21 protein-coding genes and 1 pseudogene are annotated in these 26,999 nt (G+C 69.8%); 13 read left to right on the top strand and 9 right to left on the bottom strand.

Annotated elements, in window-relative coordinates:
• The first annotated feature begins 73 nt into the window (after positions 1–73).
• The 7 genes from ACWDOP_RS04385 to ACWDOP_RS04355 all read left to right on the top strand — a co-directional run bounded on the left by ACWDOP_RS04385 (position 74) and on the right by ACWDOP_RS04355 (position 7,456).
• Entirely contained in the window at positions 74–1,132 is a 1,059-nt protein-coding gene (locus ACWDOP_RS04385) for a DNA-directed RNA polymerase subunit alpha (RefSeq protein WP_354986070.1), read from the top strand.
• Between the two features lie 48 nt (positions 1,133–1,180).
• Positions 1,181–1,690: a 50S ribosomal protein L17 gene (rplQ, locus tag ACWDOP_RS04380; RefSeq protein WP_456343891.1), complete on the top strand. Its 510-nt coding sequence runs from the start codon at positions 1,181–1,183 to the stop codon at positions 1,688–1,690.
• Between the two features lie 16 nt (positions 1,691–1,706).
• A complete protein-coding gene (gene truA / locus ACWDOP_RS04375) occupies positions 1,707–2,648 on the top strand; it encodes a tRNA pseudouridine(38-40) synthase TruA (protein WP_456343890.1) in 942 nt (313 codons plus the stop codon).
• Positions 2,649–3,010: 362 nt separating this feature from the next.
• Positions 3,011–3,976: a helix-turn-helix domain-containing protein gene (locus tag ACWDOP_RS04370; RefSeq protein WP_456343889.1), complete on the top strand. Its 966-nt coding sequence runs from the start codon at positions 3,011–3,013 to the stop codon at positions 3,974–3,976.
• A 465-nt stretch (positions 3,977–4,441) separates the two neighbouring features.
• A complete protein-coding gene (locus tag ACWDOP_RS04365) occupies positions 4,442–5,317 on the top strand; it encodes a nitrilase-related carbon-nitrogen hydrolase (protein WP_454202339.1) in 876 nt (291 codons plus the stop codon).
• A gap of 184 nt (positions 5,318–5,501) precedes the next feature.
• Complete coding sequence (locus ACWDOP_RS04360; RefSeq protein ID WP_456343888.1) at positions 5,502–6,383, top strand: AraC-like ligand-binding domain-containing protein; 882 nt, start codon at positions 5,502–5,504, stop codon at positions 6,381–6,383.
• A gap of 113 nt (positions 6,384–6,496) precedes the next feature.
• Entirely contained in the window at positions 6,497–7,456 is a 960-nt protein-coding gene (locus ACWDOP_RS04355; RefSeq protein WP_456343887.1) for a nitrilase-related carbon-nitrogen hydrolase, read from the top strand.
• A gap of 3 nt (positions 7,457–7,459) precedes the next feature.
• Here ACWDOP_RS04355 and ACWDOP_RS04350 read toward each other — a convergent pair whose 3' ends face one another.
• The gene (locus ACWDOP_RS04350) at positions 7,460–7,798 is read right to left on the bottom strand and encodes a metal-sensitive transcriptional regulator (RefSeq protein ID WP_456344051.1); all 339 of its coding nucleotides are present in this window, start codon (positions 7,796–7,798) and stop codon (positions 7,460–7,462) included.
• Between the two features lie 146 nt (positions 7,799–7,944).
• On the opposite strand from ACWDOP_RS04350, the gene ACWDOP_RS04345 reads away from it, so the two are divergent.
• The 4 genes and pseudogenes from ACWDOP_RS04345 to ACWDOP_RS04330 all read left to right on the top strand — a co-directional run bounded on the left by ACWDOP_RS04345 (position 7,945) and on the right by ACWDOP_RS04330 (position 10,987).
• The gene (locus ACWDOP_RS04345) at positions 7,945–8,760 is read left to right on the top strand and encodes an S-methyl-5'-thioadenosine phosphorylase (RefSeq protein ID WP_454202342.1); all 816 of its coding nucleotides are present in this window, start codon (positions 7,945–7,947) and stop codon (positions 8,758–8,760) included.
• A 56-nt stretch (positions 8,761–8,816) separates the two neighbouring features.
• Positions 8,817–9,077 (top strand): annotated as a pseudogene (locus tag ACWDOP_RS04340) (NAD-dependent epimerase/dehydratase family protein); the annotation flags it as partial.
• Positions 9,078–9,532: 455 nt separating this feature from the next.
• Positions 9,533–10,417 (top strand): NAD-dependent epimerase/dehydratase family protein, encoded by an 885-nt coding sequence (locus ACWDOP_RS04335; RefSeq protein WP_456343886.1) that lies wholly within the window; start codon positions 9,533–9,535, stop codon positions 10,415–10,417.
• A 9-nt stretch (positions 10,418–10,426) separates the two neighbouring features.
• On the top strand, positions 10,427–10,987 hold the full coding sequence (locus ACWDOP_RS04330) for an NADPH-dependent FMN reductase (protein ID WP_456343885.1): 561 nt from the start codon (positions 10,427–10,429) through the stop codon (positions 10,985–10,987).
• 244 nt (positions 10,988–11,231) lie between these two features.
• Here the strand turns inward: ACWDOP_RS04330 and eccE are convergent, their stop codons facing one another.
• The gene (gene eccE, locus ACWDOP_RS04325; RefSeq protein WP_456344050.1) at positions 11,232–12,824 is read right to left on the bottom strand and encodes a type VII secretion protein EccE; all 1,593 of its coding nucleotides are present in this window, start codon (positions 12,822–12,824) and stop codon (positions 11,232–11,234) included.
• A gap of 132 nt (positions 12,825–12,956) precedes the next feature.
• On the opposite strand from eccE, the gene eccB reads away from it, so the two are divergent.
• On the top strand, positions 12,957–14,435 hold the full coding sequence (gene eccB, locus ACWDOP_RS04320) for a type VII secretion protein EccB (protein WP_456343884.1): 1,479 nt from the start codon (positions 12,957–12,959) through the stop codon (positions 14,433–14,435).
• A gap of 42 nt (positions 14,436–14,477) precedes the next feature.
• Here the strand turns inward: eccB and mycP are convergent, their stop codons facing one another.
• Positions 14,478–15,905, bottom strand: coding sequence for a type VII secretion-associated serine protease mycosin (gene mycP, locus ACWDOP_RS04315; RefSeq protein WP_456343883.1), 1,428 nt, complete (start codon positions 15,903–15,905; stop codon positions 14,478–14,480).
• Positions 15,906–15,912: 7 nt separating this feature from the next.
• A complete protein-coding gene (gene eccD / locus ACWDOP_RS04310; protein WP_456343882.1) occupies positions 15,913–17,373 on the bottom strand; it encodes a type VII secretion integral membrane protein EccD in 1,461 nt (486 codons plus the stop codon).
• Positions 17,374–17,632: 259 nt separating this feature from the next.
• Here eccD and eccCa point away from each other — a divergent pair, with 259 nt between their 5' ends.
• Entirely contained in the window at positions 17,633–21,622 is a 3,990-nt protein-coding gene (gene eccCa, locus ACWDOP_RS04305) for a type VII secretion protein EccCa (RefSeq protein WP_456343881.1), read from the top strand.
• A 208-nt stretch (positions 21,623–21,830) separates the two neighbouring features.
• Here eccCa and ACWDOP_RS04300 read toward each other — a convergent pair whose 3' ends face one another.
• The 5 genes from ACWDOP_RS04300 to ACWDOP_RS04280 all read right to left on the bottom strand — a co-directional run bounded on the left by ACWDOP_RS04300 (position 21,831) and on the right by ACWDOP_RS04280 (position 26,986).
• Positions 21,831–22,136, bottom strand: coding sequence for a WXG100 family type VII secretion target (locus ACWDOP_RS04300; protein ID WP_454202348.1), 306 nt, complete (start codon positions 22,134–22,136; stop codon positions 21,831–21,833).
• A 42-nt stretch (positions 22,137–22,178) separates the two neighbouring features.
• On the bottom strand, positions 22,179–22,508 hold the full coding sequence (locus ACWDOP_RS04295) for a WXG100 family type VII secretion target (protein ID WP_454202349.1): 330 nt from the start codon (positions 22,506–22,508) through the stop codon (positions 22,179–22,181).
• Positions 22,509–22,688: 180 nt separating this feature from the next.
• On the bottom strand, positions 22,689–23,900 hold the full coding sequence (locus ACWDOP_RS04290; protein WP_456343880.1) for a DUF7373 family lipoprotein: 1,212 nt from the start codon (positions 23,898–23,900) through the stop codon (positions 22,689–22,691).
• 21 nt (positions 23,901–23,921) lie between these two features.
• The gene (locus tag ACWDOP_RS04285; protein ID WP_456343879.1) at positions 23,922–25,121 is read right to left on the bottom strand and encodes a DUF7373 family lipoprotein; all 1,200 of its coding nucleotides are present in this window, start codon (positions 25,119–25,121) and stop codon (positions 23,922–23,924) included.
• Between the two features lie 53 nt (positions 25,122–25,174).
• Positions 25,175–26,986, bottom strand: a complete 1,812-nt coding sequence (locus tag ACWDOP_RS04280) for a protein kinase domain-containing protein (protein WP_456343878.1) — start codon at positions 26,984–26,986, stop codon at positions 25,175–25,177.
• Positions 26,987–26,999: the final 13 nt, after the last annotated feature.

Raw genomic sequence — 26,999 nt, 5'->3', positions numbered from 1 at the left:
CTCGAATTGTTCGGGGCGGGAACAGTTCCCATCGTGAGCGTCAAATAGCGGACGCTCGAAGGAGGAGAAATCCATGCTGATTTCACAGCGACCGACACTGACCGAAGAGGTTGTGTCCGAGAACCGGTCGCGGTTCACCATCGAACCGCTCGAGCCGGGCTTCGGTTACACCCTCGGCAACTCGCTGCGCCGCACGCTGCTCTCGAGCATCCCGGGTGCCGCTGTCACGAGCATCCGCATCGACGGCGTGCTGCACGAGTTCACCACGGTTCCGGGCGTGAAGGAAGATGTCACCGACATCATCCTGAACCTCAAGGGCCTGGTTGTGTCGTCCGAAGAGGACGAGCCGGTCACCATGTACGTCCGTAAGCAGGGCCCGGGGGCCGTCACCGGTGGGGACATCGTTCCGCCGGCCGGTGTCACCGTGCACAACCCGGACATGCACATCGCGACCCTGAACGACAAGGGCAAGCTGGAGATCGAGCTCGTCGTCGAGCGCGGTCGCGGCTACGTTCCTGCCGTCCAGAACAAGGCGTCGGGTGCGGAAATCGGCCGGATCCCGGTGGATTCGATCTACTCGCCGGTTCTCAAGGTGACCTACAAGGTCGAGGCGACTCGTGTCGAGCAGCGCACCGACTTCGACCGGCTCATCCTGGATGTCGAGACCAAGAACTCGATCTCCGCTCGGGATGCGCTGGCGTCGGCGGGTAAGACTCTGGTCGAACTGTTCGGTCTCGCTCGCGAGCTGAACGTCGAGGCCGAGGGCATCGAGATCGGCCCCAGCCCGGCCGAGGCGGATCACATCGCTTCGTTCGGTCTGCCGATCGAGGACCTGGACCTGACCGTGCGGTCCTACAACTGCCTCAAGCGCGAGGGTGTGCACACCGTCGGCGAGCTGGTTGCCCGCACCGAGTCCGATCTGCTGGATATCCGCAACTTCGGCCAGAAGTCCATCGACGAGGTCAAGGTCAAGCTGCATTCGCTTGGTCTGTCCCTCAAGGACTCCCCGGCCTCCTTCGATCCGTCCTCCGTCGTCGGTTACGACGCGGCGAGCGGCACCTGGAGCGACAGCGGTTCGTTCAGCGACACCGACAGCGGCGAGCAGGACTACGCCGAGACCGAACAGCTTTAGGCCGTCACGGGGCGGGCGCCCCGACGGTCTTAGACACAGGAGATTCCAATGCCCAAGCCCAAGAAGGGTGCCCGCTTCGGCGGGTCGGCGTCGCACCAGAAGGCGATCTTCGCCAACCTGGCCACGGCGCTCTTCGAGCACGGTCGCATCACGACCACCGAGTCCAAGGCCAAGGCGCTGCGTCCCTACGCCGAGAAGCTTGTCACCAAGGCGAAGGCCGGCACCCTTGCCGACCGTCGCGAGGTGATGAAGGTGATCCGCTCCAAGGACGTCGTGCACGAGCTTTTCGCGAACATCGGACCGTCGTTCGAGGGTCGCGAGGGTGGCTACACCCGGATCATCAAGACGATCCCGCGCAAGGGCGACAACGCTCCGATGGCGATCATCGAGCTGGTTCGCGAGAAGACCGTGACCAACGAGGCCGATCGTGCCCGTCGCGTCGCGGCTTCGCAGAAGGCCACCGAGGCTCCGGCCGCGGAGACCAAGGCCGACGAGGCCGCCGAGGTTGCTGCCGAGGCTCCCGCCGAGGCCGCTGACCTGGAGAAGAAGGAAGACTAGTCTTCCCGCTCATTCCATGAGGAAGCCCGCCGTCCCCTCCGGGTCGGCGGGCTTCTTTCATGTTAACCAGGAGATCGCTGTGACCGTGGACGATCAGGCGGCCGCGTCGCCGGCGCCGGAATCGGACCCCGCGCGGGTTCGGCTCGACATCAGCTACGACGGCACCGACTTCACCGGCTGGGCCCGCCAGCCCGGGCTGCGCACGGTGCAGGGCGTGCTGGAGGAGTCGCTGAGCAAGGTGCTGCGCGAGCCGATCCAGCTCACCGTCGCCGGGCGCACCGACGCCGGCGTGCACGCGCAGGGGCAGGTGGCGCACTTCGACACCCGCACCGCGGTGGACGGTCCGCGGCTGGTGCACCGGCTGGCGCGCTTCCTGCCGAAAGACGTGCGCGTCAAGGACGTTCGGCTCGTACCGCCGGAGTTCGACGCCAGGTTCTCGGCGATCCGGCGGCACTACGCGTATCGCCTGACCACCGCGCCGTTCGGCGCCGAGCCGCTGCAGGCCCGCCATATCGTGCCGTGCCGTCCCGGCGTGGATCTCGAGGCCATGCGCGCGGCGTCCCGAAAGCTGCTGGGCCTGCACGATTTCGCGGCCTTCTGCCGGCGGCGCGAGGGCGCGACCACCATTCGCGAGCTGCAGCGCTTCGACTGGGAGCTCGAGGGCGAGTTGCTGACCGCGTACGTCAGCGCCGACGCGTTCTGCTGGTCGATGGTCCGCAGTCTGGTCGGCGGGGTGCTCGCGGTCGGCGAGGGTCGCCGTACGCCGGAGTGGATCGGTGGTTTGCTGGACGAACGCGAGCGGGCCAGTGCGGTCACTGTCGCGCCCGCGCACGGGTTGAGTCTGGTCGCGGTGGACTATCCGCCGGACGCGGAGCTGGCGGCGCGGAACGCGGAGACCCGCGAGGTGCGTTCGGTGCCGGGGCCCGCGGGCGCGGGGCAGGGGTGCTGCGGCGACTGAGTCGCGGCGAGAACGACAGGGCGGGGCGGTGATCCGAGCGGATCGCCGCCCCGCTCGCGTCCGCCCCCGTCGATCGGCGGGTGGAGTGAATTGTCTTAGGGCCGAATGCCGTTCGAGAATTCGAGAGAATTGTTTTCGTTTTCTCCGCCGGTGACAGTGTGTCGCGGTCGGGCGTGGACACTGCCGAGTGAAAGCTCAACTCCGCCGCATGGATTCGCGGCGGGGCGTGCGGTTCGGTTCGTACTCGCCGACCGGTCTCGGTTTCTTCGGACAACTTACCTATTTCGGGCGCGTCTTCCGAAAGTTGGAAGATGTGAAGGGATTTCGGCTTTCTGGAACACCAATGGTGCGACAATCGCCCCATGAGCGGCGGCTCCGATCCCGCGGTGGTCGATGTCAGATCAACTCCCGAGGTTTCCGAACAGCAGGCATTCGAGCAGTGGGAGGCTGCGGTCGCGCAGGCGTATGTACCGCTGGTCGTCACCCCGGTCCGCCCGGGCGAGTTCCGGGCTCGCATAGTGCAGTCGCGGTTCGACGAGATGGATGTGTCGACGGTGACCGCGACGAGCCAGCACATCTCGCGCCTGCCGCGGCTGATTCACGAACCCGACGAGCCGTACCTGTTCGCCAGCATCACCACGCAGGGGCGGGGCTGGCTCGAACAGGACGGCCGGGTGGGGGAGATGGCGAATCGCGGGCTCATGCTCTACGTGAGCTCACGGCCCTTCACCGCGCATTTCGAGCAGAACTGGGGCCTGGTGGCGGTGCAGGTGCCGCTGTCGCGGGTGGTGCGCGCCTCGGGGGTCGCCTCCGACCGCATCCCGACCGCGGTGCGCTTCCCGCCCGAGGGCGCGGCGGGCATCGTCGGCCGATTCTTCTGCGGGCTGGCGCAATTGCAGCAGACAGCGCCGGAACAGGCCGCCGAGCTGGCCAGGCACGGGACCGGGCTGCTGGCCTCGGTGGTGCAGCTGGCGGCGGGGCAGACCCCGCACGAGGAGGCGGGTCAGGCCCTGGCCAGGCAGCACGCGCTGTCCTATATCCAGCGGCATTTCGCCGACCCGGGACTCACCGTCGACGATGTCGCGGCCGCGTGCTCGGTCTCGCGTCGCACGCTCTATCGCCTCTTCGAGGAGGGCGACGACGGGGTCGCGGCGGTGCTGCGCCGGCTGCGGATCGAACGGGCGCTGGCGCTGATCCGGACCGACCAGACGCGGCCGCTGCTTTCCATCGCGCGCGCTTCGGGATTCGTCTCCGAGCGGCAGTTCTATCGCGCCTTCCGGCGTGAGATGGGAATGACGCCCGGCGAATTCCGGACCGAGTACGCCTGAGCCGTATCGGATTCCGCGCACGGGTCGCCCGTAAACCCGATGACGTGAATGGTCAGTGATCTGGCACGGCCGGACAGTCACAGCATCGTGCCCGATGTGAATACTTGTGGGGGCATCCGGATCACACCGCTGATCTTCTCCAACCAAATCGCTGACCCCGTGCACCGCCGGTCTTCGCGTCCCGATCGTGTGCCTCGGGCGAAGCGCCGCTTGCACGTCAGGCGCAGTCGTCGACGTTGCCGACCGGCCGGGTCATGCGAGGAGGAGACGCCGCCCGGTCGTCGTCGAGCCGCCGACGACCGGGTTGCGTGTTGCCGGTCCCGCGCTCGTGCGCGGCACGGACCGCCCATCGAGGCGAATTCCGCCAAAAATGGACGCAGGCACGTCCGGTCGGTAGCTCGGCACGGTATGTCGCTGCACCTCGCGGCCGTTCGGCGAAGGGTGATTGCACAGATCTTCCCGAGCGTGTCGAAGGGAGCCCAGGTGCGGACGAAGGTGCGGGTGGCGGCGGTCCAGGCCGAACCACGATGGCTGGACCTGCGGGCGGGCGTCCAGCAGGCGATCGAACTCATCGAGACCGCGGCGGCGGGCGGCGCGCAGCTGGTGGCCTTCCCCGAGACCTTCCTGCCCGGCTACCCGTGGTGGCTGTGGCTGGATTCGGTGAGCTGGGGGCAGGGCTTCTTCGCGCGCTACCGCACGAACTCGATGACGGTGGGCCGCACCGAATTCCGCCGCATCGCCGATGCCGCGCGCCGCAATCGCGTGCACGTGCTGCTCGGTTTCAGCGAACGCTGCGGCACCTCGCTGTACATGTCCCAGTGCCTGATCGACGATCGCGGCGTGCTGGCCGGGGTGCGGCGCAAGCCGGAGCTGACGCCGTTGGAGCACAAGATCTTTCGTTGCGGTGAGGTGACCGCGCCCTACGTGTTCCGGACCGATATCGGCCGGATCGGGGTGCAGGGCGGATCGGAGCAACTGCACCTGCCCGCCCGGCGCGAACTCGAGCGCACGGGCGCCCAGGTGCACGTGGTGTCGTGGCCGGGGTTCATCATCGCGCGGGACGTGGAGTGGGGTGTGCGGGTGAACAACGCGGCGACGCTCTGGTACGCGGTGGTGGGTCAGCTGAACGTGGTCGCGGCGTGCTCGATCATGGACGTCGCGGGCAGCGAAAGCCGGCACGGTGGAACGGAACCCGCGAAGCAGTTGGTGCGCGGCCCGGGCGGGCATTCACGCATCTTCGCGCCGGGCGGGGAGGAACTGGCGACCCCGCTGGGAGGGCACGAAGAAGGCATCCTGTACGCCGATCTGGAACTCGATACGAGCTGTGAATCCGCGGCGTAGGGCTGCGCCGTCGCTGGCTGCCCACGGGCGGATCTGACACACTGCCCGATATTCGGCCGGGTGGCGGTCGTCGATGGTTGTCGAGGGATGGGGAGTGGAAGGGTCAGAAGCGATCAATCGGTTCGAAGTGCGAACCGGGTCGGAATCGCCGGCGGTGGAGGCATTCGAGCGCTGGGAAGCGCAGGTGAGTGCGGCGTATGTGCCGCTTGCGGTTTCGCCCGAGCCCAGCGGGAGTTTCGGGAGTTTTCGCGGTCATATCGAACACGGCAGATACGGGGATCTCGAGCTCACCGTCGTCGGGTCGACGCCGCAGCAGATCCGGCGTACGCCCCGGTTGATCGCGCGGACCGAGGACGAGTTCCTGCTGGTGAGCATTCCGCTTTCGGGCACCGCGCGGCTGCATCAGGATGATCGAGTCGCCGAAGTGGGGCCCGGCGGCATCGTCTTCTACGACACCTCCCGGCCCTACCACTGGGAATTCGGGCAGGAGTGGGAGCAGGTGGTACTGCAGGTCCCGTTGAGCCGGCTGCGCGAGCGGCACGGCGTTCTCGGTTCGGAAGTTCCTACGGCTACGGCTTTTTCGGGAGATTCGGCGCCCGCGATCGTGGCGCAATTCTTCCGGGGTATCGCGCGATTGCAGGGTACCGATCCCGGAGGAGCGGCGCTGCTCGCCGAGCCCGGGCTGGATCTGCTGGCAGCGGCGGTGGTCGCGGCCACCGGCGGGGTGGCGCGGGAACGCTCGGCCGACGCGCTGAATCGTCAACGCGTGCTGGTGTTCATGCGCGACAACTGCACCGATCCCGAACTCGGAGTTGATCGAATCGCGGCCGGTTGCCGAATGTCGCGGCGTACGCTCTATCGAGTGTTCGGTGAGTTCGAGGGCGGACCGGGGGCGGTGTTGCGGCGCATGCGAATCGAACGGGCCTGCGAGTTGTTGCGCAGTGCGCCACAGCTTCCGCTGTCCGCGGTCGCAAGTGCTTCGGGATTCCTTACCGAACGAAGTTTCTACCGTTCCTTCCGTACCGAGACTGGCACTACACCGGGTACATTCCGTACATTGCTTTGAACAGTTCATTGGTATGAACATCGCGGTGGCATGAAGAGTCCGGAATACGGCACTTTTCGGCATGGTGCGATCGGAAGGCATTCGCGAACATCACCTCTCATGAGGGTTGTCCCATGAGAAAAACGGTGCGCGTCGCGGCGGTCCAGGCCGAGCCGAAATGGCTTCGGCTGCGTGAAGGCGTCGAGCAGGTCGTGGAACTCATCGGCGCCGCGGCCGTCTCGGGTGCGGAGTTGGTCGCATTCCCGGAGACGTTTCTTCCCGGCTATCCCTGGTGGCGCTGGGTGGAAACCAATCAATGGAACGTCGAATACTCGGCCCGCTGCCGCGAGAATTCGATGCCGCGCGACGGCGCCGAAATGCGAACCGTCGCCGCCGCCGCGCGCCGCTACGGCATCCACGTGGTACTGGGTTTCGGGGAACGCCAGGATCGCCGAATCTATATGTCGCAGGCGGTGATCGACGATTCCGGGCAGGTGCTCTCGGTGCGGCGCAAGGCCGGGCTCAACGGGGTGGAGCGCAAGGTGTTCGCCTCCGGGGCGCCGAATCTGCCCGCCGTGCATCGCACGCCGTTCGGGGCGCTGGGCGCGCTCACCGGGCAGGAGAACCAGCGGCCGCTGCTGACTCGCGCGCTGCGCGCGGACGGGGAGCAGATCCACGTCGCGGCCTGGCCGGGCGGGATGGCGGGCGATACGCCGGGACCGGATTCGGGACCCACCGTGAGCCGGATGTACGCGCTCGAGGCGGGCGCGTACGTGATCGCGCCGTGCGTGGTGGTCGGGGCGGGGGAGAACGGCGGGCAGCGGCCCACCGGGCGGGCCCGCATCTACGGTCCGGACGGGACCGAGCTCATCGCGCCGCTGGCCGAGGGGGCGCAGGGCCTGCTCTACGCCGAGCTGGAGCTGCGCGGCGGAACGGGGACGGTGAACGTGGGAATCGCCCATCGCCCCCGCGAGCGGCGCGGGCAGACGGCCGCGCGCACCGCGCGGGCGGGGGTCGGGCGGATTCCGAGTTCGGATCGCTGGGCCATGCCGCTCACCATCGGCTCGACGGCAACCGGCATGGCGGCCTGCTGACGGTCAGGAGCGGACCAGGCGCGCGATGGCGTCGGTGGCTTCCTTGATCTTGGCCTCGGCCTCGGGGCCGCCGGCGATGGCCGCGTCGACCACGCAGTGGCTGATGTGATCCTCGAGCAGGCCCATGGCGACCGCCTGCAGGGCCTTGGTCATGGCCGAGACCTGGGTGAGGATGTCGATGCAGTACTTCTCTTCCTCGACCATCCGCTGCAGGCCGCGGCTCTGGCCCTCGATCCGGCGCAGCCGCTTGAGGTAGTCGTCCTTGGCGGTGATGTAGCCGTGCGAGCTGTGATCGTGGCAGGGTTTGTCGGCCTGATCCGCCGCCGTCGTGGCCTGCGCCACATCGGCGGTGCCCGTCACCGCTGCGGCCGTGCTGATCTGATCCTTGGTCACCGACGGTTTCCTCACTCCCGGCGTCAATACCCCCCTAGGGTACAGCGTCCGCCCTGGTACCACCACTCACGCGCAAATGGGCGAGAATTGGCCGCATGAGTTCGGATACTCGGGCCACACTGGCCATTATCGGCGGCAGCGGTTTCTACGACTTCTTCGGTGACGACGCGACCGCGGTGGAGGTCGAGACTCCCTACGGCGCGCCCAGTGCGCCCATCACCATCGGCACCGTGGAGGGCCGGTCGGTGGCGTTCCTGCCCCGGCACGGCCGCAAACACGAGTTCTCCCCGCACACCGTGCCCTACCGGGCCAACATGTGGGCGCTGCGCTCGCTGGGCGTGCGGCGGATCTTCGGTCCCTGCGCCGTCGGCAGCCTGCGCGCGGACTGGGGGCCGGGCACCGTGGCCGTGCCCGATCAGCTGGTGGACCGCACGTCCGGGCGGGATCAGACCTTCTTCGACGCGGGCGGCGTGCACGTCTCCTTCGCCGACCCGTACTGCGCGGAACTGCGCACCGCGGCCATCGGGGCCAAGGGCGACGAACTGCCGCTGAAGGATCACGGCACCATGGTCGTGGTGCAGGGCCCGCGCTTCTCCACCCGCGCCGAGAGCCAGTGGTTCGCCGGATTGGGCTGGGAGCTGGTCAATATGACCGGTCATCCCGAGGCTGTGCTCGCCCGGGAACTCGAAATGTGCTACTCCGCAATCGCTCTGGTCACCGACCTGGACGCCGGCGTGGAGTCCGGGCACGGAGTGAGCGCGGTCGACGTGTTCGCCGAGTTCGAGCGAAACCTGGTGCCCTTCAAGGGATTGGTGCGCCGCGCGGTCGCCGCCGTCGAGGGCGACGACACCTGCGACGCCTGCCGCGTGCACTCGGGCACCGGCGTGCAGCTGCCCTTCGAACTGCCCTGACCCCTCCGCTCGTATAGGGCCCGGCCCCATCGGGGGCCGGGCCTTCGTTCTGTCTGATGCGCCCGGATCGAGATGCGCTCGGTCCACACTCCGCCGTGGTCGCCTACGCTGGAGGAATGAGCTCGGGTAGACCTGTGGCGGGCCGGTTGCGAGTGCTGCTGACCGGGGCGGCCGGCTACATCGGTTCCCACGTGCATCGCGCTCTCCTGGAGGCGGGGCACGAGGTCGTCGCCATCGACGCCATGCTCGGCGCGGTGCACGGACCGGCATCGACGGCGCCCGAACGGGTTTCGCTGGTCGACATCCGCAATCCCGAAGCGCTGGAACCACTTCTGCGGGGGATCGACGTGGTGTGTCACCTGGCCGCCGCTGTACCGCTGCCGGATCCGCCGCCGCCGATGCCGGAGCCCGAGGCCGTGCCGCGTGCGCAGGTGCGGGACGCGGAGACCAGTGGCCCAGCCGCGCCGGGCGCGAGTTCCGCTGCGCCGGTGGCGGAACCCGTCGACCCGGCCGGGGGTAAGTTCGCCGCCGGGCAGCCGGGAGGGCCGAGCGCGCCGGGGCGGGCCGATGGGTCCGCCGGGCGGGGCGACGCGGCGGGCGCCGGCGGGGCGATGGTGACCCGGATCCGGGAAAAGGCCCGGGGCGCAGCACTGTTCCCACTCATCGTCAGCAGCCGGCCGGACACGGCGCGGTGCGCGGCGGGGCCGAGGGCGGCGGCCGAGGTGCGGCCGGTGGGCGCAGCGAGGACGCGGGACACGGTGCCGGGCCCTGCGTGCGCGGGCCCGACGGGGCGCGGGGCGCCGAGGACGGCGGTGGGCGGAGCGCGGCGCCGGTGCGGCGGGGGCCGTTGCAGATGCAGGCGGCCGCGGCCTACGCCACGCACAACGACGCGGGGACCGCGATTCTGCTGGCCGCCATGGAAAGAGCGGGGGTGCGGCGGCTCGTGCTCGCCTCGACGGTGGCGGTGTACGGGGAGGGGCGGTACCGGGCCGTGCGGAGCGGGCCGTTCTTTCCGGGACTGCGGCGGCGGGGTGATCTCGATCGGGGACTGTTCGATCATCGGGCGCCGCGCACGGGGGAGTTGCTGACCTGGGAGCCGTTCGGGGAGGACGCGCCGCTGCGGCCGCGCAGCGCCTACGCGGCGAGCAAGGTCGCGCAGGAGCATTACGCGCTGGCGTGGGCGGTCAGTACCGGATCGGCCGCGACGGTGCTGCGGTACAACCCCGTCTACGGTGAGCCGGTCGCGGGTGCGCGGGCGGTGCGGACGGCGGAAACCGGTGTGGTGGCACGGTTTCGGGCCGAGCTGAGCGCGGGGCGAGCGCCGCACGTGTTCGAGGACGGCGGGCAGGTCCGGGATTTCGTGCAGGTCCGGGACGTGGCGAGTGCGACGGTGGCCGCCGTGGAGCGCGGGCTGCCCGGCTTCGTGCCGCTGAATATCGGTTCGGGACAGCCGCTCACGCTGTGGGAGGTGGCCTCGACCATGGCCAAGGCGCTGGACGGGCCCGCGCCGGTGGTCACCGGGCAGTACCGGATCACCGATATCCGGCACCTGGTCGCGCATGCCGAACGAGCGCGTCAGGCGCTCGACTTCACCGCGCGTACCGCGCCCGCCGAGGGGCTGGTGTCCTACGCGACCGGACGGGCCGGGCCGCACTAGGCTCGGCGTATGGAGAACCCGCTGCGGCTCGAAGTCATCGTGGCCAGTGTGCGCCCGGAACGATTCGCGCCGGTGGTGGCGGAGTGGTTCCTGCGCGCGGCCCGCGCCGACGAGCGCTTCGACGTGCGGGTCATCGACCTGGCCGAGACTCCGTTGCCGACGGATCTCAGCGTCACCGCCGAGTCCCGGGCCTACTGCGAAAGGATCGCCGCCGCAGACGCTTTCGTGGTCGTGACCTCCGAGTACAACCACGGCTACCCGGCGTCGGTCAAGACCGCGCTCGACACCGCCAAACGCGAATGGCGGGCCAAGCCCATCGGATTCGTGAGTTACGGCGGGCTCTCCGGAGGGTTGCGCGCCGTCGAGCAGTTGCGCCAGGTCGTCGCCGAGATCCATATGGTGTCTATTCGCGAGACGGTCAGTTTCCACGAGGCCAAACGGAAGTTCGACGCGGCGGGGGAGACCTCGGACGGTGCGGCTATCGATGCCGCGGCCAGGCAGTTGGACCAACTTGCTTGGTGGGGACGGACTTTGCGTGCGGCGCGGGCGACCGACCCGTATCCGGGGTAGACCGCGCCCGCACGTGATCTGCGGGTCGGCCGCCCGGCAATTCCGGCGGAATCACGCCCTTCGTGTGCGCGGCCGGTACCCGGAATGCCGTGGTCCAGCCGAATGCATCGTGTCCGGCTCCGCGCGCTCGGCGTGATCACCGATACCTCCTGCCCCGCAGGCTTGCCCGCCCGGCTGTGTGGTGGCCGTACTGATCGGGTGCCGCGGGTTATCGCCCCGGCGTGGCCGCCTCTCCGGACCCGGCCTACGCCTGGTCCACGAGTGCCCGGGCGGCGCGGGGCCGGCCGATGTACGTGGCCTCGCGTGGGATCGAGACCAGATTCAGTTCCACCTCGGTGGTGCCGGTGCGCAGGGTGATTCGATTGCCCGCCGCGCCGGGCTGGCGGATCGACAGGTCGGGGGCGGCGCCGGGCCAGCCCAGGGGATCGCCGGTGAGGTACAGGGTGGTGACGCCCGCGTGCGGGCCGGGCGCGAGCACGCCGTCCACCAGGACGGCGGTGAATCCCGCGTCGGACTGGTGGGTTTCGGCGGCCAGTGCCAGTCGCTCGGGATTGCCGATCGTGGTGAGCAGGTGGTCCCAGGACCCCGCGCGATCGGTGCGGATGAGCACCCGTTCGCCGATGGCGAGCGCGCGGAAGACCAGCTGCTGCGCCAGATAGAGCTCGCCGGAGATGTACACGGTCGAAATGCCCTGGCCGACAAGGCGTACGGCGACCCCGTTACCCGCGTCGTCGGAACCGAGCAGCTGGCCGCAGCCCGCCGAGGGCAGCCGGACCTCGTCGAGCTCGGCCAGCGGGCGTTCGAGGGTCGGGACGGCGTCGTCCAATCCCGGTACGGCCAGCGGCAATTGGGCGAGCAGGCTCTCGCGCTGGCGGCCGTTCATGGAGATCATGCGCCTGTGCACCGGCTCGTCGGGCAGCTCGCGGGCGGTGAGCCGCCAGGCCGCGCCGACGCGCACGGTGTCCGGGGTATCGCCGGGACGCAGTCGCACCGCGACCGTGGTGCCGCGGGACGGCGGCACCCACAGCCGATCCAGCGCCTCGGAGCCGATCCGGCCCGGGTCCAGGGCCGCGCCGATGTTCACGCCGTTGCCGAGTTCGGCGTAGCGCCAGTGCTGGGTGAGATCGCCGGGGTCCGCGCCGCCGGTGATCTGCAGGGCGGCCTGGGTGATCTCGGGCGCGGTGAGAACGCGGGCGGCGCAGCCGGCGTCCTCCAGGGTGCGCACGATGCGCCGAGTGGCGATGGTGACCGCGCGGTACGCCCCGGCCGGGCCGCCGCCGCGCCGGTCCGCCGCGTCCGGGCACAGCAGGGGATCGAAGGCGATGGCCAGCCACACCGTGCGGTGCGCGGTGGCGGGCAGCGGGCCGAGCAGGGTTTCGTAGCTGGCCCCCGCCGGGGTTCCGGACCGGCTGCGATGACCGTGCGAAATGATGTCGATGCCCGCCAGCCGGATGTCGTGCTGGACGAGCCGCTCGGCCAGGGCGGCCAGGGGCAGCAGGTGCGAGGACCGCACGGTGGTACGGCCCAGGCGGGTCAGCCCGCCCCTGGGCGGTAGTACCTCCACGACGGCGACCACGCGCGTGCGGTCCGCGTACAGCCCGAGGGAACGACCGTCGGCGGCGCTGAAGTCGACGGGGTCGGCGAGGGCGCGCGGACGGCGGGCGCGAAAGCGGCAGCGGGTGGCGATCCACTCGGCAACTGAACGTTTGCCCAACGGCACGAGGAGTGCCAGCCCCAGGGCGAGTGACACACCGAGCGCGGGCCAGCGTGGCACGCCGGAGAGCATCGTGACGAGCAGGACGGCCACCGCGGTCGACTGCGCGACCAGCAGGTTCATCAGTCGCACGCGGCGCCTCACATCGCTCCCCGATCGCCGATTCCCGGCCCGCCGGAGGCGGCCGAGTGCTCATCCGGATTCGGGGGAACTGTACTGTGTTCGGCGAACGCAATGACTGGTCGGGGAGTTCGCATGCCGTCAAAACCTACGACGCGGTGGCAGGTCAGTGGCTATCGCTTCCTGGTTCGGCGCATGGAACACGCCCTGGTTCGCAGGGACGTGCGGATGCTGCACGACCCCATGCGCGCCCAGTCCCGCGCCTTCACCGTCGGGGTGATCCTCGCGTGTGTCGCACTGGCCGGTTGCGGGTTGTTAGCCCTCCTGCGTCCGCAGGACAAGATCGGCTCGAACAAGATCCTGCTCGGCAAGAACACCGGCGCGGTGTACGTCGTCATCGACAACGTGGTGCACCCGGCGCTGAATCTGGCGTCGGCGCGGCTGGCGGCGGGCGAGGCCGCCAAACCCGGCACGGTCAAGGAATCCGAACTCGCCAAGAAGCCGCGCGGGCAACTGATCGGCATTCCCGGCGCGCCCGCCTCGCTGAACTTCGACGCCGGCGGGTCGGGCCGCGCCTGGACCGTGTGCGACGCGCTCGCCAACGACGGCAGCGCCACCCTGACCACCTCGGTCATCGCGGGCACGCCCGATCTCGGCGACAAGGCCGCGCCGCTGGCCGCGGGCCGGGCCCTGCTGGTGCGCGGGCGCGACCACACCTACCTCGTGTACGGCAATCAGCGTGCGCGACTGGACATGAACGACCGCGCGGTGGTCGACGCCCTCGAGATCCGCGGGCACGCGCCCCGGCCGATCAGCGAAGGACTGCTCAACGCCATTCCGGAGGTGCTGCCGCTGACCGCCCCGGTCATCGCGGATGCCGGTGCGGCGCCTGGTTATTCGATCGGTGCGCATCGCATCGGTGACGTGGTCCGGGTGCGCACCGACAACAAGCACTACGTGGTGCTGTCGGACGGTCTGCAGCCGGTGCCCCCGCTGACCGCGGACATCATTCGCAACGCCTACCGTTCCACCGCGACCGCCGACGACATCGCGCAGGCCGATCGCACCGGCGCGCCGGTCTCTGCCGCGCTGCCGGTCGGCGACTACCCGGCGGCCGCGCCCACCCTGGTGGACGGCAAAGACCAACCCGTGGACTGTCTTTCGTGGCGGCCCATCGACTCCGCCGATACCTCCGACGGCAGCCGGCACGCCGAACTCACCGTGCTGACCGGGCACGCGCCGCCCATTCCCGATCGGGCGCGGCTGGTTCCGCTGGCGCAGGCCGACGGCGACGGTCCCGAACTCGACGCGTTCTACCTGACGCCGGGGACGGGCGCGTACGTCCAGAGCACCGGGATCGAGCCGGACAGCCAGCGCCGGGACAGCCTGTTCTTCCTGTCCGACTACGGGGTTCGCTACGGGGTCAAGAACCTGGAGGCCGCGAAGGCGCTGGGCATGGATCCCGAGTCGGTGCGCCCGGAACCCGCGCCGTGGCAGATCATCGGCCTGCTCGCACCCGGGCCCACGCTGAGCCGCGAGGCGGCGATGGTCGCCCACGACGGGGTCGCGCCGGACCCGGATCCGGCGAAACAGCCTGTCAAGAAACAGAACTGAGCGCCGGTGTCTGTCGAACGGCACAGGTCGAGTTCGTTGGCGTCAGTCCTTGTCGCCCATGCCGAACTTGCGGCGCAAGGGGAACGAGGCGAGGAAGCCCAGCACGACCAGGAGGCCGACTATGCCGGTGCCGATCAGGGCCACGTTGCGCGGGGTGCTGTCCGGGGGCGGGGATGGTGCGGGCAGGGGGAGCTGCTGATCGCGAGCTGCGTTGGGGCGCTTGGGCGGTAGCGTGCGCGGCACCTCGGCGGTCAGGGCGGCCACCGGATCGATCGAGCCGTAGCCCACGTAGGGATTCCAGCCCTCTCCGGGGGCGTGGGCCGTGGCCTGGATGCGGTCGATCACCGCGCGGGCGTTCAGGTCCGGGAAGCGCGAGCGCACCAGGGCGGCGACACCGGAGACGTAGGGCGCGGCGAAACTCGTTCCGCTGTAGCGCGATACCTGGCCCTGGTTGGACACCTTGGCGGTCGTCAGCCCGGTGCCTCGTGGGTCCAGGGAGACGATGTTCTCGCCCGGCGCCGCCACCCCGACCCACGGGCCGGGCACCGTGAACGCCGACGGGCTGCCGAAGGCGTCGACCGAGCCGACCGAGAGCACATACTCGTCCCACCAGGCCGGAACCACGTAGGAGGAGACGCGATTCCAGAGGTCGGCGTCCGGGTGCAGCTGGTCCGGTCCGGGATTGCTCGCCCGGCAGGTGTCGGTGTTGCCCGCCGACGCGATCACCACGACGTCCTTCTCGACCGCCGCGTAGCGCACCGCGGCGCCGAGCCTGCCCATCTCCACGGTCTCCGGCCGGCTCGCGGGACAGGCGACGAGCGAGATGTTGATGACGCGCGCACCGGCGTCCGCGGCCCGGCGCACGGCCGAGGCCAGCGCGGAGATCTTGCCGTAGCCATCGGGCATGTCATCGGGGCCCTTGTCCCGGCTCGCGCCCTCGGCCTGGTACATGGCGCTGGTCTGGCGGATGGTCATGATCCGGGCCTCGGGGGCGACACCGGCGAAACCCTGGCCGGGCACGCGGGTTGCGGCGATGAGCCCGGCCACCAGGGTGCCGTGCGCGTCGCAATCCTCGGTTCCGTCACCGGAATTGGCGACGTAGTCGCCGCCGGGAACGAGTCCGGGCAGACGGGGATGCGGGACTACGCCGGTGTCGATGACGGCGACCAGCTGGCCCGCGCCCCGGGAGAAGCGCCAGGCGTGTTCGAGGTCGAGTGCCCGCTGCGTGGGCGGAATGGTCGGGCCGTCGCCGCCGGACTGCGTGCTCAGGCAGGGGGAGTTGGCGGGATGTTCGGTCCGGCCGGGTGGCGCGGCGGGGCCGCCGGGCGGCAGCAGCCCCGGATCCACGGCGGGCGGCCGATCGGCATGGGCAGCAACGGGTTCGGCGCCGAGGCCGAAGGACAGGCCGACGGCCAGCACGGCCGCGGCGGCACTCGCGCGCGGGAGCGGGTTCGGCGGGCGGGTCGGCATCGCGGAATCAGAGCCCGCGCACCAGGGCGAACAGACCCGTCACCCAGAACACGAGCGGCACGACGGCGGCGACGCACGTGTACTCCAGCAGCTCCACCGCCCGGCGCACGGGCGGGGTGGCCTGCCTGCGCGGGAGCACGATACCGAACACCAGGGCGGTGGCCAGGATCAGCAGGGCCGCACCGAAAACCAGCAGCGGCGCCTCATAGCGCACGGCCGTGCCGATCAACAGCAGCAGCACGATGCCCGCGCCGCCCGCGATGAGCATGACGGCCTGCTCCGCCCCGGCATAGGTCCGGCTGCGGAACATCAGGACCGCCGCGCACACCAGCGCGAGCGCGATCCCGGGCCAGTAGCGCTGTGCGGCAGCCGGATCGCACGCGGCCAGCGCACCGGCGACCACCGCCAGGGTGGTCGCGGCGACCAATCCGGCCAGATACTCGCGTGCGCGTTCGGATTTCACGCGCAGCGCCTCCAGGGTGGGCAGCGCGCGATGATCGTCGGGATCGTCCTCGGTCGGGTCGATGGGCGTGCCGGGCGAGGGCACCGGCGGCAGGGGCAGCGCGGCCAGCAGAATGGAAAGCCTTGGCGCGAGGGCCGATCCGAGCAGTCCGGCGGCGGCCGCGCCCGCGCCGACGGCCTTGTTCGGCACATCGGTGAGGAGCCCGACCAGGGCGGCGGGAATCGCGAACACCGCGAGCGTGGCCGCGCCGGCGAACAGGCCCGGGCCCACGCCGCTCACCCGCCGGGCCAGGACGGCGACGGCCCCGGTGAGTACCGCGCCGAGCAGCAGATTCGCCCAGCCGTACTCGCCCGGGACGATGAGCATGCCCGCGGTGAACGCCGCCGGGAGCGCGCAGCCGCCCAGGACCAGCGCGGTGGCGGAGTCGTCGTACATGCGGGCCAGGACGGTGGCGGCGACCACCAGCAGCACGGTCACGAACAGGGCGATGGTCCCGCTCACCCAGCCGGGGACGGCAGCGGGCGCGGCCAGCAGGCCGAGGCAGCCGACCAGCATGGCGAGCACCGCGAGGATCGAGCCGGTCCAGCGCGCCGTGCGCGGGTTCCAGCCGCGGAAGTGGTCGGCGTCGGCGATGGCGACGTTGTACATGATGTCGTCGAACAGCGGGGTCGGGGCGGTGTGCCCGGCGTTCTCGAGCATGAGCAGTTCGCCGTCGCGCACGCCCTGCTCGGCCAGACTCAGCGAATTGGACAGGGGCGGTTCGCCGATGCGGGCCAGCACCCACTCGTGCGGTTCGAAGGTCTCGCCGTCGTTGTCGAACTCGTTGGCCCGGCTGTGCCGCGCGACCATGTCGACCACGCTCGGAATGAGCAGCGCGACCGGTACGTCGACCGGAATGGCCATGTCCACCTGGGTGTGCTTGGCCAGGATCGTCACCCGCGCGAGGTCCGGCGCCCGGACCGTGCCGCGCCCGTCGTCGATATGGTCGTTTCGCGCAAGCGTCACGCTGCCCCCAACTCGGGTTTGACCTCTGGTCCGCGCCGGCACGCGAGTCACCGCCGCCGCGCCGGGCATGTGCCGAAATGTTGCCCGCACTGTACGCGATGGCTATAACCCCACGTAAACTGAGCCCGCGAAAACCCTGCGGGCCGCAATCCCCGCCCGCGAACCCGCCCGGAGCGAAGCGGAGGGCAGAAAAATCCCCAGCACCATCAGGTTTCAGCGGCGGCCGCGGCGCGAGGTCCCGCGCTCGCCGGGCGGCGAGGTGACGCTGCAGGCCCCGCCGGAGATCCCGCGCGCCGTCCCGGCGAACCTGTTCACCAAGCTCATGCCGCTGGTCATGGTGGTCGGCATGCTCGGGATGGTCGCGCTCATGTTCACCTCGGGCAGCGGGTTCGCGTCCAACCCCATGAGCCTGATGTTCCCCATGATGATGGTGTTCTCCATGGTGGGCATGTACGCGGGGCAGGGCGGGCGGGGGCAGAAGGCGTCCGAGGCGGACGAGGATCGCAAGGACTACCTGCGCTACCTCGACCAGGTCCGGCGCGACGTGGCCGAGACCGCCGCGCAGCAGCGGACCGCCATCGAGTGGAGCCATCCCGCGCCCGGTCTGGTCTGGATGCTCGCGGGCACCACCCGCATGTGGGAGCGGCGGCCCGGGGACAAGGACTTCTGTCATGCCCGCATCGGGCTGGGCAGCCAGCGCCTCGCGACCCGGCTGGTGGCGCCGGAGACCGGTCCGGTGGAGGAACTCGAACCGATAGCCGCGGTGTCGCTGCGGCGCTTCGTCCGGACGCATTCGACGGTGCCGGACCTGCCGACCGCCATCGCGGTGAAGGGCTTCGCGAGCATCGCGCTGACCGGCGACCGCGCCCAGTCCCGCGAGCTGACCCGGGCGATGCTGCTGCAACTGGCCATGTTCCAGGGCCCGGATCAGGTGCTGATCGCCGTGGTCTGCGGTCCCGACACGGCCCGCGAGTGGGAGTGGGCCAAATGGCTACCGCACACCCAGCATCCGGACTCGATCGACGGCGTCGGCAGCGAGCGCATGGTGTACGGATCCATTCGCGAGATGCACGCGGGACTGCATCCGCTGCTGTTCAACCGGGTTCGGTACTCGCGCAATCAGCCGCCGGATCCGAATCTGGTGCAGATCGTGCTGGTGGTGGACGGCGGGCTGCTGGAGTCCGAGGAAGATCCCCTGCGGGACAGTGGTTTCGAGGGCGTCACGGTGATCGATCTGTGCGGATACGCCCCGCGGCTGGCCGCCGCGCGCGGTATCGGGCTGGTTGTCGAGAACGGCGAATGCGCGGGCCGCGGGGCGAGCGGAGGAATGGAACGATTCGCGAGCATCGACCGCATCGGCGTGCGCGAGGCCGAACAGGCGGCGCGCAGGCTCGCCCCGTACCGGGCCGCGATCCAGCGCACCGGTGATACGGCGGGCGATGCGGGCGAGGTCATTTCGAGCTGGTCGCAGCTGCTCGGCCTCGGTGACATCGGCGCGTTCACGCCCGAGACCGCCTGGCAGCCGCGGTACGGGCGCGAACGGCTGCGGGTGCCGTTCGGCGTCGGCGCGGACGGCCTGCCGGTGGTGCTCGATATCAAGGAGGCCGCCGAGGGCGGTATGGGACCGCACGGGCTGTGCATCGGCGCGACCGGTTCCGGAAAGTCGGAATTCCTGCGCACCCTGGTGCTTTCGCTGATCGCGACGCATTCCCCGGACCAGTTGAATTTCGTCCTGGTCGACTTCAAGGGCGGCGCGACCTTCCTGGGACTCGAAGGCGTCGCGCACGTGGCGGCCATCATCACCAATCTCGAGGAAGAGGCCGATCTCGTCGATCGCATGCGCGACGCGCTGGACGGGGAAATGAATCGCAGGCAGGAAGTGCTGCGTGCGGCGGGCAATTTCGCCAATGTCTCCGAATACGAGAAGGCCCGGGCCGCGGGCGCCGATCTGGATCCCCTGCCCGCGCTGTTCGTCGTGCTCGACGAGTTCTCCGAATTGCTGTCCCAGCACCCCGATTTCGCCGAACTGTTCACCGGAATCGGGCGCCTGGGACGTTCGCTGCACATGCATCTGCTGCTGGCCTCGCAGCGCCTGGAGGAAGGGCGGCTCAAGGGGCTGGAAAGTCATCTCTCCTATCGGATCGGATTGAAGACTTTCTCCGCCAACGAATCCCGCCAGGTGCTCGGGGTGCCCGACGCGTACAGCCTGCCCGGCAACCCGGGCGGCGGCTATCTGAAATCCGATTCCGGGGAGATCGTGCGCTTCCAATCCGCCTATGTCTCCGGGCCGTACACCGGCGCCGGCGCGACCCGCGATCCCGGTGCGGCCACCCGATCCGGGGACATCGAGGTGACCGCGCGGCCTTTCACCGCCGCCCACGTGGATTTCCGTGCCGCCGACCGAATTCCGCCGCCCGGGCCGGCGGAGCCGGTGACGCCGCAGCCGCCCGCCGAGGAGATCTCCAACCTGCGCATGCTGGTCTCGCGGGTGCGCGGGCACGGTCGCCCGGCGCACGAGATATGGCTGCCGCCACTGGACGCGGCGCCGACGCTGGATGAACTGCTGCCGCGTTCGGTGCTCACCGGCGATTGGAACCGGACCGCGACCCTGCGCGCGCCCATCGGCCTGGTGGACCGGCCCTACGATCAGCGCCGTGATCCGCTGGTCGTCGACCTGTCCGGATCGCGGGGCAACGTCGCGGTGGTGGGCGGCCCGCAGTCGGGCAAGTCGACCGCACTGCGGACGCTGATCATGGCCATGTCGCTCACCCACACCGCCGAACAGACCCAGTTCTACTGCCTCGATTTCGGCGGCGGCACGCTGGTCGGGCTCGAGGGCCTGCCGCACGTGGGCGCGGTCGCCTCCCGGATGGAAGCGGACAAGGTTCGGCGCACGATCGCGGAAATGGTCGCCCTGGTGCGCCGGCGCGAGGCCCGATTCCGGCAGCTCGGCATCGAATCCATGGCCGAGTTCCGGCGACTGCGCGCGCCGGAGTCGCCCGGGGAGAACACCGCGCCCGACGGCGCCGCGGCCCGGGCGGCGGCCGGCGCGCAAGAGGATCCCTTCGGTGACGCCTTCCTGGTGATCGACGGGTACGGCACCTTCCGCCAGGAATTCGACGCGCTGGAACAGACCGTCATGAACCTTGCGGTGCAGGGCCTTTCGTACGGCATGCACGTGGTGATCTCACTGGCTCGCTGGCCGGAGGCGCGGCCCGCGCTCAAGGATCAGATCGGCACCCGGATCGAACTGCGCCTGGGCGACCCCATGGATTCCGATCTCGGGCGCAAGTTCGCGGCGCTGGTGCCCATGGGTCGTCCAGGTCGGGGCATGACCGCGGATCTGCTGCACATGCTCACCGCGCTGCCCCGCGTCGACGGCGAATCCGCGCCGGAGACACTGGGAACGGCTGTGGCACAGGCTGTTTTGGAGATATCCCAGCGTACGCCCGGTCGCGCCGCGCCCCGGGTGCGGATGCTGCCCGACCGGCTGCCGTACGCGGATCTGCTGCGCCTGGCGGAAGACTGGCCCGCCGCCGCGGACCCGGCGCACAAGAGCATGCGCTTTCCTCTCGGCATCGACGAGGCCGAATTGGCCCCGGTGTACCTGGATTTCGCGGCCGGTCCGCACTTCGTGGCCATCGGTGATTCCGAGAGCGGCAAGACCGCCCTGCTGCGGTCGATCGTGCGGTCCATCTGCGCCGCGAATACCCCCGATCAGGCCCGCGTCATCATGGGCGACTATCGGCGCACCATGCTCGGCACCGTGCCCGCGGGCTACCTCGCGGGCTACGGGTCCACCGCGCCGGAGTTCACCCGGCAGATGTCCGATCTGGCCGCCTACGTCAGCCAGCGGATGCCCGGACCCGACGTCACCCCGCAGCAGCTGCGCGACCGCTCCTGGTGGACCGGGCCCGAGCTGTACGTGGTGGTCGACGACTACGACCTCGTGGCCACCGCGACCGGCAATCCCCTGCACGCGCTTCTGGACCACCTCGCGCACGCCCGCGATCTGGGCTTCCACCTCATCATCGCCCGCCGGTCGGGCGGAGCGGGCCGGGCGATGTACGAGGCCACCCTCAACCGCCTCAAGGAGCTGAACTCCGCCGCCCTGATCATGAGCTGCAGCCGGGACGAGGGCGTCCTGTTCGGCAACACCCGCCCGTCCCTCATGCCCCCGGGCCGCGGCACCTATGTGACCCGGTCCGGCGAGGAGTTGATCCAGCTCGGCTGGCTGCCCGCGGACTGACGGCCCTGCTGGTCACAAACGCGGAACTCCCCCCGCCCGAAGTTCGCGGCCCGCCCGGTTCTGGACTGAGTGGAGCGGGGGAGCGAAGCGGAGGAGCGGAGGGAGGGAAGAACCGGGCCCAGAGGGCCGCGAACCCGCCCGGAGCGAAGCGGAGGGCAGATAGGCACAGCGGCCGCGAACCCGCCGGAGCGAAGCGGAGGCAGAAGATTCAGAAGAGCCCGGCCAGTGCGGTGTCCTTCGCCTGGAGTTCGGCGTTGCCCGTGCGGACCAGGGTGCCCGCGCCACTCAGGGTGGCGTTGAGCTGGCCGACGTGGGTGTTCCACATGCGCTGCATGTCGGCGAACGCCTCGTTGGCGTCACCCTTCCAGTGGTTGGTGACGAACTCCTCGACGGCGCGGTGGAACGCCTCGAGCTGGTCGCGAATGTTCTCCGCGCGGCGGATGACCGAGTTCGCGCCGTCGGCGACGCCCTCGAACTGCGCGGAGATGATCTGACCGTTGGATACGGCTGCCATGGTGGTGTCCTTTGCTGATGGGTCGAGTGGGAGAGCGGCGGCCTAGATCGGCGGTAGATCGAGGCTCGAGGTCTGGGCCTTGACCTGCGCCTCGTAATCGCGGTCGTGCTCTTCGTAGTTCGACCCGACCTTGATCAGGTTCTCGGTCGTGACCATCAGCTTGTCGTTGAGCTTGTCGGCCTGGAAGTAGTACCGCTCCATGAACGCGTTGAAGGCGTTCCGCGCGCCACCCTGCCAGTTCGAGCCCACGGTCATCGCGTCCTCGTCGCGCTTGAGGTCGGCGATGAGATGCATGAGCGTCTCGTGGGTCTGCTTGAACTCCCGGGCCTTGGCCTGAATGAGCTCATTACTGGCTTCGAATGCACCGGCCACGGTGCCTCCTCTCGATGACGGGCGGACGAGCTCTACATCTTGATTGGACGTAGGTCACTGCCCGACGGTTCCACCCCTGTTCAGCAATTCGCCAGCACCCTAACCGAGGAGGGCTGTAGCTGACCAGAGCCGATGGGTCAGGGGTGAGAAGCTCGACTCGAGAGGCTGCTCACAACACCGTTACCAGGAACTATTCGCCATGAGGGCGTACTGGGCCGCCGCTCGCTGGTGAACATCGGTGATCTGGTCGCTCTGAACGGCGGCCACGTACTGCCGGTAGGCAACCACGCAGCGGTAGCGCTTCAGCCCGCCGGTGGTGTCCTTCGGGGCCTCGCCGCACGTGGTGTCGGGAACGCCGGCGGGCGCCTCGGCGGGCCCGGTGTGGTTCGCCGACAGGACGGCCGCGCCGAACCTGATCGCGGCGTCCGCGTCGCGAGTGCGGAACATGGCCGTGGCGCCCTCGTAGGAGGCGCCGGACGCGGCGAAACGGTCGACTCCGTTCTCCTGCATCAGTTGGCGCCAATGCGCTTGGTCCGCCACCCTGTGCAGGTAGCCGCGCTGTTCGAAGACCGCCTGCTGACCGAAGTCGGGCATCCCGATGCCCTGGATGTTGAGGGTTTGGCGCATCAGCCCGTCCGGGTCGTACGGCTGCCGCAGCAGCGCCTCGGTATCGAGCGGACGCAGTGCGTCCAGCAGCGGGAGTTGAGCGTCCAGAACCTGCTCGGCGAGGGTGGTCAGCTGGTTCTCCTCGGGATCCTGCACACCGACGTACATGTTGACCACGTAGCTGCCGCGCGCGATGCTGACGCCCATACTCGCCACCCCGGGCCGCCAATGTGCCAGGGCAGTGGGATATTTCGCCAGCGATACCCGCTGATTGGCATCGGCGGCCACCGCGAAGTCGACCTCTTCCAATTCGGTCGCGGCCCGGGCCGCGGACGCCTCGTCCGGAAACTGCATGACGGTGATCGCGGTGAAGGGGCTGCCTTCGGGAGCCGCGCCCTTGATCGGCTCCTGCTCGCTGTGGCCCACCGCCACACCGAATTTCATGTTGTTGCGGGTGAGTACGGGCGCGGTGACATCGGCCAGCACCTTGGTGGCCTTGTCGGCGGTGAGGAACGGAACCAGCCCGGTGCCGTATTTGAACCGAGCGTTGATCTCGGGTCCGGTCACCACCTGGTTCGCGAGCCGCATCAGAGCCAGGTTCGAAGCCTTGGCCAGATCGGGGGTGTAGGTGTACCGCTCCTCCAGCGGTCCCGTCGCGTATTTGCCGACATCGAAAGCGCGCACATCTGTTTCGCCCGGTGTGGCCGAGCCCGCGACGGTGCAGCCCGCGAGCGCGAGCCCGGTCAGCGTCACAGCCGCGGCATGGCGAATACGTCGTGAAAGCATGAGAAATCCCCCGGCACCGTGTCAGTGAGCGTTGACCAGAATGGCGTACTGCGCGGCGACGCGCTGTTGCGCGTCCTTGAGCTGCAGCGCGGACACCTGCGCGGCGTAGCGGCCGTGCGAGACGAAGCAGTAGTACGGAATGTCGCCAGCGCCCGGGCCGGAGTACTTGCGGCACTGTGCGTTCGGCAGATTTTCCGGACTCTCCGCGCGTTTGAAGAGCCGGGTGGTCGAACTGAACTCGGTGACGATCTCGGCGGCGGCGTCGGCATCGCGGGCGCGGAAGAGGTAGCCGCCGTTCCAGGCCACCCGGTCCACGCCGGTGCGTTCGAGCAGTTCGGCGGAGTCGGCGCCCTGCACGACATGCCGTCCGCCGTGCGCGTCGAAGACCCCGGGCGTGCCGAGCTGCGCCGAATCCAGCGCCGTCGTGGCCAGCGTCCGGCCCAGGATCTGGTCGGGGTCGATCGTCAGATTCATGAGCTGATCCTTCGGCGTCGCCTGGAAAGCGTTCAGCGCCGGGGGAATCACCTCCAGGGCGCGTTCCACGCGGGTGGTGAGCTTGCCCAGGTCCCGGGTTTTCGCCTCCGCCATGAGGTTGTCCCACACGTAGGTGAAGATGACGAATTTGCCGGTGGCGTACCAGGATCGGATGACGCCCTTGGCCGGATTGCTGTCGGCGTGCACGATCGCGCCGGGGTACTTCGCCAGTTCTACGCGTTCGTTGCCGGCGGTGGACTCGAAGTCCAGGCGGCCCAGGGCCTGTGCGGCGGCACTCGCGGCGGCGTCGTCCTCGAACAGCATGACGAGGTTGTCGTATTCGTAGGAGAGCGCCGGATATTCGTCATCGGATTTTCCGCTGCTGACGAAGCCCACGACGAACCCGGGCGCGGCATCGTTCAGCGCGGCGGGCGCGGCGTTGGTGCGCGATTTGATGGCGCGCGAGGAGAAATCGATGAACGTCCGCACCACGACGCTCGCGGCCTGCGCCGGGACGGTGACCTCGGGAATGACCTCGGACGGCAGCGGCACCGTGTTCGCGAGTCGCATCGCCTCCACCGCCTTGGCCTGTTCGATGCTGGTCACCCTGTCGTAGGTGACCGGCTGGGTCGGCAGGCTGCCGACATCGAGCGTGGCCAGATCCACCTCTGGTTCGCTCGCCCCCGAACCGTCCCCGGACCCGCAGGCGGCGGTGCATCCGAGTGTCAACGCGATTGCGGCGGCCACGACGGACCGCCTGAACTTACGCACAATTCCCTCCCCGGTAATCGGGGGTCACCCTACTCGATGCCGCCGCGCAGTACCGGAATCAATCGGGCGAGCAGCAGTTCCTCGGTACGCGGTCCCCACTGCTGGAAGGCCGTGACGGCGGTGGGGTCCTCGAGGTCGATCACCCTGCCGCGCGCGCCGATGATCTCGGCCGGCGACACCACGGTGGTCTGCCCGCCGCGCACCTTCTGATTGCCGTGCAGCGCCAGGACATACGAGTCCGCGGGCGTGCGCAATTCGCTCGGATCCTCTGTCCGGGGCGAGATCTCGGCGTCGCGCGGGGCGTAGGCCGGGTTGTAGACGAAGCCGAGGCTTTCCAGGAAGCGGGCCTGCGGAGATCCGCCCAGGTAGACCCGGTCGCGATTCTCCTCGGCGGTGTATTGCGCGAAGTCGACGACGGTGATCGTCTTGCCGTGGAAGGCAGGGTTCTCCGCGCGGGCGGTCTCCAGGGGCGACGGGGTGGCGCTGGTGGCCGGCGCGGTCCCCGGACCGGAGTCACCCGCGCCGCCGATCGCGTAAACGCCGAACCCCGCGGCGGTTGCCACCGCGACCGCGGCCGCGCCCAGGCCGAGCCGCAGGCCGACACGACGTTCACGCGGTGCGGCGGCCGACCGGTGCGGATCGATGTCCGCGGCGGCTTGCCAGGGCGGATCGATGTCCGTGGCGGCGGGCGCGGCGGGTAACGATCCGTTGTGTCCCAACGCCTGTGGTCCCAACGCCTGCGGCCCCGTGTTCCCGGTGACGGTGGGATGCGTGTGCGTCGACGCGGCCGGATCGCCGGTTCCGACCCGATGCGGGCCGTCGAAACCCGGTGTGCCCGGCCCGGTGTGCCCGGCGGTGGTGTGTGCGGCGGTCTCGGCCGTGTGCGGGTCACCCGTTGCTGCCGCGGAAGTGGTTGCCGGTGCACCGTTTTCGCCCGGTCTGCGCGGGGGAGCGGTGTACCAGGGTGCGCTCGGCGACGTGATGTGGGAAGCGCGGTACCCGGGAATCAGCACCTCGGCGGCGGCCTCGGTGAACTCCCGGCAGGAGCCGTAGCGCGCGGCGGGGTTCTTGGCCAGCACCCGGGCGAACACCGCGTCGATCGCGGGCGGCAGTCCGGGACGCACCGCGGTGGCCCGGGGCGGCGGTTGATGCAGGTGCCCGAGCATGACCAGGGACGGTTGCGCCGCGGGATAGGGATTCTGGCCGGTCAGCAGCTTGTAGAACGAGCAGCCGAGGCTGTACACGTCCGAGCGCGGATCCAGCGGCAGGCCCGCCAGCTGTTCCGGCGGGGCATAGTCGATCGTCGCCACGAAACTGCCGGTCTTGGTGAGTTCGACGGTGTCGGCGGAGCTCTTGGCGACGCCGAAATCACCGAGCAGCGCCCGTTCCTCCTCGCCCTCGTGCTGGGCGAGCAGGAAATTCGCGGGTTTGACGTCGCGGTGCAGCAGGCCCGCGCGGTGCGCGTGGTCCAAGCCCCGGCCGACCTGCGACGTAATGGTCAGTGCGCGAAGGGGTGTCATCCCCGCCGGGTCGCGCCGCAGTTCGGCGGCGGCGTCGCTGCCCCGGACGTACTGCATGGCGATCCAGAGGTGGCCGTCCTCCTCGCCGCGATTGTGCACCGCGACGACGTTCGGATGATCCAGGCCCGCAACGACATCGGCCTCGCGCTGGAAGCGCCCGCGGAACTCCCGATCGTGTGAGAGCTCGCCGGAGAGCACCTTGAGCGCGTCCATGCGCGGCAGGCTCGGATGCCTGCCGAGGTAGACCGTGCCCATCCCGCCGGAGCCGAGCACCCTGACGATCCGGTACCCGCCGAGCAGGGCGCCGGCACGTAGCGTCATCGACTCGGCTCCT

It is taken from the genome of Nocardia sp. NPDC003693 (assembly GCF_053981095.1).
The sequence above is the reverse complement of the archived record's forward strand: the minus strand, read 5'-3'. Positions and strand labels throughout refer to the sequence as shown.

Bases quoted from the DNA above. Each gene is read 5' to 3' on its own strand.
- ACWDOP_RS04385 (WP_354986070.1), top strand. From the start codon at position 74: ATGCTGATTTCACAGCGACCGACACTGACCGAAGAGGTTGTGTCCGAG.
- rplQ (WP_456343891.1), top strand. From the start codon at position 1,181: ATGCCCAAGCCCAAGAAGGGTGCCCGCTTCGGCGGGTCGGCGTCGCAC.
- truA (WP_456343890.1), top strand. From the start codon at position 1,707: ATGAGGAAGCCCGCCGTCCCCTCCGGGTCGGCGGGCTTCTTTCATGTT.
- ACWDOP_RS04370 (WP_456343889.1), top strand. From the start codon at position 3,011: ATGAGCGGCGGCTCCGATCCCGCGGTGGTCGATGTCAGATCAACTCCC.
- ACWDOP_RS04355 (WP_456343887.1), top strand. From the start codon at position 6,497: ATGAGAAAAACGGTGCGCGTCGCGGCGGTCCAGGCCGAGCCGAAATGG.
- ACWDOP_RS04345 (WP_454202342.1), top strand. From the start codon at position 7,945: ATGAGTTCGGATACTCGGGCCACACTGGCCATTATCGGCGGCAGCGGT.
- ACWDOP_RS04330 (WP_456343885.1), top strand. From the start codon at position 10,427: ATGGAGAACCCGCTGCGGCTCGAAGTCATCGTGGCCAGTGTGCGCCCG.
- eccE (WP_456344050.1), bottom strand. From the start codon at position 12,824: ATGAACCTGCTGGTCGCGCAGTCGACCGCGGTGGCCGTCCTGCTCGTC.
- eccB (WP_456343884.1), top strand. From the start codon at position 12,957: ATGCCGTCAAAACCTACGACGCGGTGGCAGGTCAGTGGCTATCGCTTC.
- mycP (WP_456343883.1), bottom strand. From the start codon at position 15,905: ATGCCGACCCGCCCGCCGAACCCGCTCCCGCGCGCGAGTGCCGCCGCG.
- ACWDOP_RS04300 (WP_454202348.1), bottom strand. From the start codon at position 22,136: ATGGCAGCCGTATCCAACGGTCAGATCATCTCCGCGCAGTTCGAGGGC.
- ACWDOP_RS04290 (WP_456343880.1), bottom strand. From the start codon at position 23,900: ATGCTTTCACGACGTATTCGCCATGCCGCGGCTGTGACGCTGACCGGG.
- ACWDOP_RS04280 (WP_456343878.1), bottom strand. From the start codon at position 26,986: ATGACGCTACGTGCCGGCGCCCTGCTCGGCGGGTACCGGATCGTCAGG.